Consider the following 4610-nt stretch of genomic DNA (forward strand, 5'->3'; position numbering starts at 1 on the left):
CTAGCAAAACGTTCAATATTATAAAGAAAACTGAAATAAATAATGCGGAGCTCTCAAAGGTCTGAAAGTTTCTTTCTGGAATGGCTCCTCCAAATTTTAGCAAAAAACTAAGATAAACGGAGAAATTATAAACGATCACGTCCATCAAAATAATAAAAAATCGACGGGCGGCGCTCCATTCACCACTTTTATTCATATAAACACTCCTAATCCACGAAATAATCCATTACACATCTTACCATACAGGCTAAAAAAAGAGTAGCTTTCCTAAGAAAACTAATAAAAAAGATAAAAATAAAAAAGGGCTAAACAAGCAAGTTTATACCGACCCCCAAAAGTTAGACCAAAAATCTAACTTCTGGAGGTCGGTATTTTTATGGCTAAATATAGTTTTGAACTCAAGGTAAAAATCGTTCAAGAGTATCTTGAAGGGAAAGGAGGAGCGAATTATTTATCAAAGAAACACGGGATAAAGTCTGAAAGACAAGTAAAAGATTGGATCAATGTCTATCGAGAATTCGGCGAAGAAGGGCTCCTTCGAAAACGGCAAAATCAAACTTATTCTGTTCAATTCAAGATGGATGCGATAGAGTTATATCAAACAACTGAGCTGTCCTATCGCGAAGTGGCGAATCAATTAGGGATGAATAATCCTACGCTAATTGCCAATTGGATGAGAAACTTTCGTGCAGAAGGTTTAGACGGACTCTCAAAACCGAAAGGACGTCCAACCATCGTGTCTAAGAAAAAAGAAACTAAAAAGACAAATAAGGAAACACCTGAAGAACGCGACCGAATTAAGGAACTAGAAAAACAAGTGCGTTCCCTTCAGATCGAGAATGCTTTTTTAAAAGAATTGAGGAAGCTGCGAAAACAGGAAGCCCAACAAAGACAAAGGAATCAGTCGCACGCATCATCGACAGCCTCCGAGGATCATTCAAATTAGTTGAGCTTCTTGAAACCTTGAAATTTCCTAAATCAACCTTTATGTATTGGCAAAAACGGTTTGATCGCGAAAATCCAGATCAAGAAATCGAAGAGGAAATGCTTAAAATAAGAGAGAAACATACAAATTATGGCTGCTTACGTATGACAAATGAACTGAAAGATCGAGGATTCCATGTAAACAAAAAGAAAGTGCAACGTTTGATTCGAAAGCTAGGACTAGAAGTCCGTTCCTTCACGAGAAAATCCCGCCGCTATAACTCTTATCGTGGGAAGATCGGAACGATTGCGAAAAATCGAATTCATCGACGCTTTTACACAAGCATTTGTCATCAAAAGATTACAACAGATACGACAGAGCTAAAGTATTTTGAACCGGACAAATCTGGTATTATTCGTGAAAAGAAACTGTATCTTGATCCATTTTTAGATATGTACAACAGCGAGATTATCTCTTATCGCATTTCAGAGAAACCGAACGCATTGGCGATCATGGAGGCTTTAGAGGAAGCGATTCATGTAACGGCAGACTGCGTTTATCGACGCACGTTTCATTCCGATCAAGGATGGCCCTATCAAATGAACGCTTACAATCATAAGTTGAAAGAACATAAAATCTTCCAAAGTATGTCCCGTAAAGGTACTTGCTTGGATAATTCGATCATGGAGAATTTTTTCAGTCTGTTGAAACAGGAAATCTATCATGGAGAAGAATATCATGGCGTTGATGAATTGAAGCAAGCAATCGAAGCTTATATTTATTACTACAACCATGAACGTATAAAGGGAAAACTAAATTGGCAGAGTCCTGTACAATTTAGAGAAGCAGCATTGAGAACTGCCTAAAATAGAATTGACAATGAAAGCGAAGGGCTATGGTACACTTTTCTTGAGTATCAGTCACATTACCAGAAGGAATGAACTCTATTGAGAAAAACATGTGACCGTGAATTTAAACTTAAGGTTTCTAAGGATATCCTTGAGAAGAAAGTAACTATCAAGGGAATCTCTGAAGAATACAATATCTCTCATCCAACAATCTCCCGGTGGGTCTCAGAATACCGTCGAAACGGAAACAAGGCTTTTGCTGGACATGGAAAAAGATTACCTGATAAAGCAGATTTCTACATTCTTGAGCAGTAAAATAAATAGCTAAAAGAGGAAAATGAAATTCTAAAAAAGTTCGACACGCTTGTGAAGAAAAAAAGTAGTTCGTTTTGAGTTTGTTCACAAACATCACCTACAATATTCAATTCAAGGATTGTGAAGGATTTTAAATGTAAGTAGGCGTGGAATGAATTTATGTGCAAAAGGATTTCATCGACGAAAATCATTCTTATGATAGAGGAAAAGCAATTGAAGAAATTGTAAAAGAAAAATCGTTGAATCGACAATTTGAACAGAGTCAAATCGATGCTGTTTGGGTGACGGACATTACTTACATTTATTGTAGTGATGGTCGCCTCTATTTGTCCAACTATACTGACTTAACAACCCGTATTCCACGTTGCTGTGTGGTAGATTCACGTATGAAAAAAGAAATTGTCGTCCAGCCATTAGAAATTTACAAAGGTGAATTACCTAGGGTAATTCATTCCGATAGAGGTAGCAAATATCGTTCTTTTACCTATCAAGAACTGTTGACCGACTACCATATCACACATTCAATGAGCCAATCTGGAACTCCTGTTGACAACTCAGTAGTCGAATCGTTTCATCGTTCGATCAAACGAAAATTAATCGAACCCAACAAGCACAAAAGTAAAATATAAATAAAGGTGTTGATCCAAGACTATTTGGAAGACTACTATCCAAACAAAAGAATCCACACAAAATTTATGATGATTCCTCGACAATTTGAACCGAAAAAAAATAAGTAATCTAACTGGCTGTTAACTAAAGTGTTGCAGGCCCCTAATTAACTTCCACAGTTTAGATGATAACCCCAAAAACGGAGTGGATTTCTCCACTCCGAAAAAAGTCTAACTTTTAGAGTCCACTACAAACCTAACTGTTCAATCTCTTCTAAATCTTAAATAAAATGGACCTATTAAAATAATTAATCTTGCGGAAACAGATAGACTTTCGAATAAGGCGTACCTGAATAGATATGAGATATTTTATTTCCATCAATTACTTGATGCCAAAATCTATTTTCATTTGATCTATTTCCCCAAAAAATTCCAATGTGGCAGTCGTGAAAAGGATCCGTAAAAACTGCCTCTAAATAAATGAGATCTCCTTTTTGTGCTCTTCCGCTTCTCAATAATTCATCAATTGAACCGAAAGAATAATATTCTGTGTTTCGCGTCAATGCATCACGCCAATTATAAGCATTGACATAACCTCCGACCCTAGAAGTAATTCCCGAAATCCGATTTAGATTGCCTCCACCTCTACGCGATACACAGGCCACAAATCCCGTACAATTCATTCCTGGACCATATGGGCTAGCCACACCGTTAGGAACAACGAACATTTCTGGATTACTAAAGCCAGCTAAACGGAATGGTGTTCCTAAATAGAAACGATCATGTTTATGGGCTGATAATTCGTTTACTACCCGTTGTCGTGTAGTTCCAAGATAATGTGCCACACCTCTTCGTTCTCTGACTGCTCCGCTATTAACGTAGCCAAACCATTTTCCATTCGAATCATACAAAGAATAATAGGTTGAGCCGTTCATATGCTTGTAATACCATTTTACTTGGTAGGTCTTATTAATCAGAGAATTGGTTCGAGTTTTTTCCTGCCATTTAAAGTTGTTCCAAATAGAGTATCCACTCTTAATTACCAGTACTGATTTATTCATAGAGAAACCAGTTCCTTGAGCTCCACTGACTTTAGCAGCACCACCCTCATTCAGATAGCCTTGCCACTTTCCTTTGTTATTGTACAAAGATAAATACTTTGTTCCGTTGAAATGGCGATACCAACCCGTTACTCGATATGTTTTACTTTGGAGATTCTTAGTTGATACTCCGTTTTTGAAGTTAAAATCTTTCCAGATCGTCCAATTTTTTTTAGTGACTGTCACATATTGATTAGTGGCATTCCATTTCCCTCCTGGATTATTTACAGCTTGGGCGCCGCCTTCATTCAGGTAGCCTTGCCACTTTCCTTTATTATCGTACACGGATAAATATTTTGTACCATTGTAATGACGATACCAACCCGTTACTCGATATGTTTTTTGATACATATTTTTCGTTGAATTGCCATTTTTAAAATTAAAGTCTTTCCAGATCGTCCAGTTACTTTTGGTAATTGTCACGTATTGATTGGTGGCATTCCATTTTCCTCCTGGGTTGTTTACAGCTTGGGCGCCGCCTTCATTCAGGTAGCCTTGCCACTTTCCCTTACTATCGTACACGGATAAGTATTTCGTACCATTATAATGACGATACCAACCCGTTACTCTATACGTTTTTTGATACATATTTTTCGTTGAGCTACCATTTTTGAAGTTGAAGTCTTTCCAAATCATCCAATTATTTTTGGTAATTGTCACATATTGATTAGTAGAATTCCATTTCCCTCCCAGCGAGCTAACGACATTGGCCCCTCCGTCGTTCAAGTATCCCTGCCAGACTCCTTTGTTATCATAAACAGATAAATATTTTGTGCCATTAACATGCCAATACCAACCCGTTACTCGGTACGTT

Annotated in this window: 2 protein-coding genes and 3 pseudogenes; 3 read left to right on the forward strand and 2 right to left on the reverse strand. The window is 37.4% G+C overall.

Going from position 1 to position 4610, the window contains the following annotated elements; all coding sequences use genetic code 11:
* A pseudogene (locus A5875_RS07430) lies at window positions 1–196 on the reverse strand (sugar transferase); the annotation flags it as partial.
* 180 nt (window positions 197–376) lie between these two features.
* Between A5875_RS07430 and A5875_RS07435 the strand changes: the two are divergent.
* From A5875_RS07435 to A5875_RS07445, 3 genes and pseudogenes are all read left to right on the forward strand, one after another.
* Window positions 377–1791: pseudogene (locus tag A5875_RS07435) on the forward strand (IS3 family transposase).
* 81 nt (window positions 1792–1872) lie between these two features.
* Window positions 1873–2085, forward strand: a pseudogene (locus tag A5875_RS07440) (transposase); the annotation flags it as partial.
* A 164-nt stretch (window positions 2086–2249) separates the two neighbouring features.
* Window positions 2250–2717, forward strand: a complete 468-nt coding sequence (locus tag A5875_RS07445) for a DDE-type integrase/transposase/recombinase (protein ID WP_176244627.1) — start codon at window positions 2250–2252, stop codon at window positions 2715–2717.
* A 287-nt stretch (window positions 2718–3004) separates the two neighbouring features.
* On the opposite strand, the gene A5875_RS07450 is transcribed toward A5875_RS07445, so the two are convergent.
* Window positions 3005–4610 (reverse strand): hypothetical protein (locus A5875_RS07450; protein WP_176244628.1); only part of this gene is annotated, 1606 nt, incomplete at its 5' end.

Source organism: Enterococcus sp. 3H8_DIV0648 (assembly GCF_002140655.1).
GTDB classification, from domain to species: Bacteria; Bacillota; Bacilli; order Lactobacillales; family Enterococcaceae; genus Enterococcus_A; species Enterococcus_A hulanensis.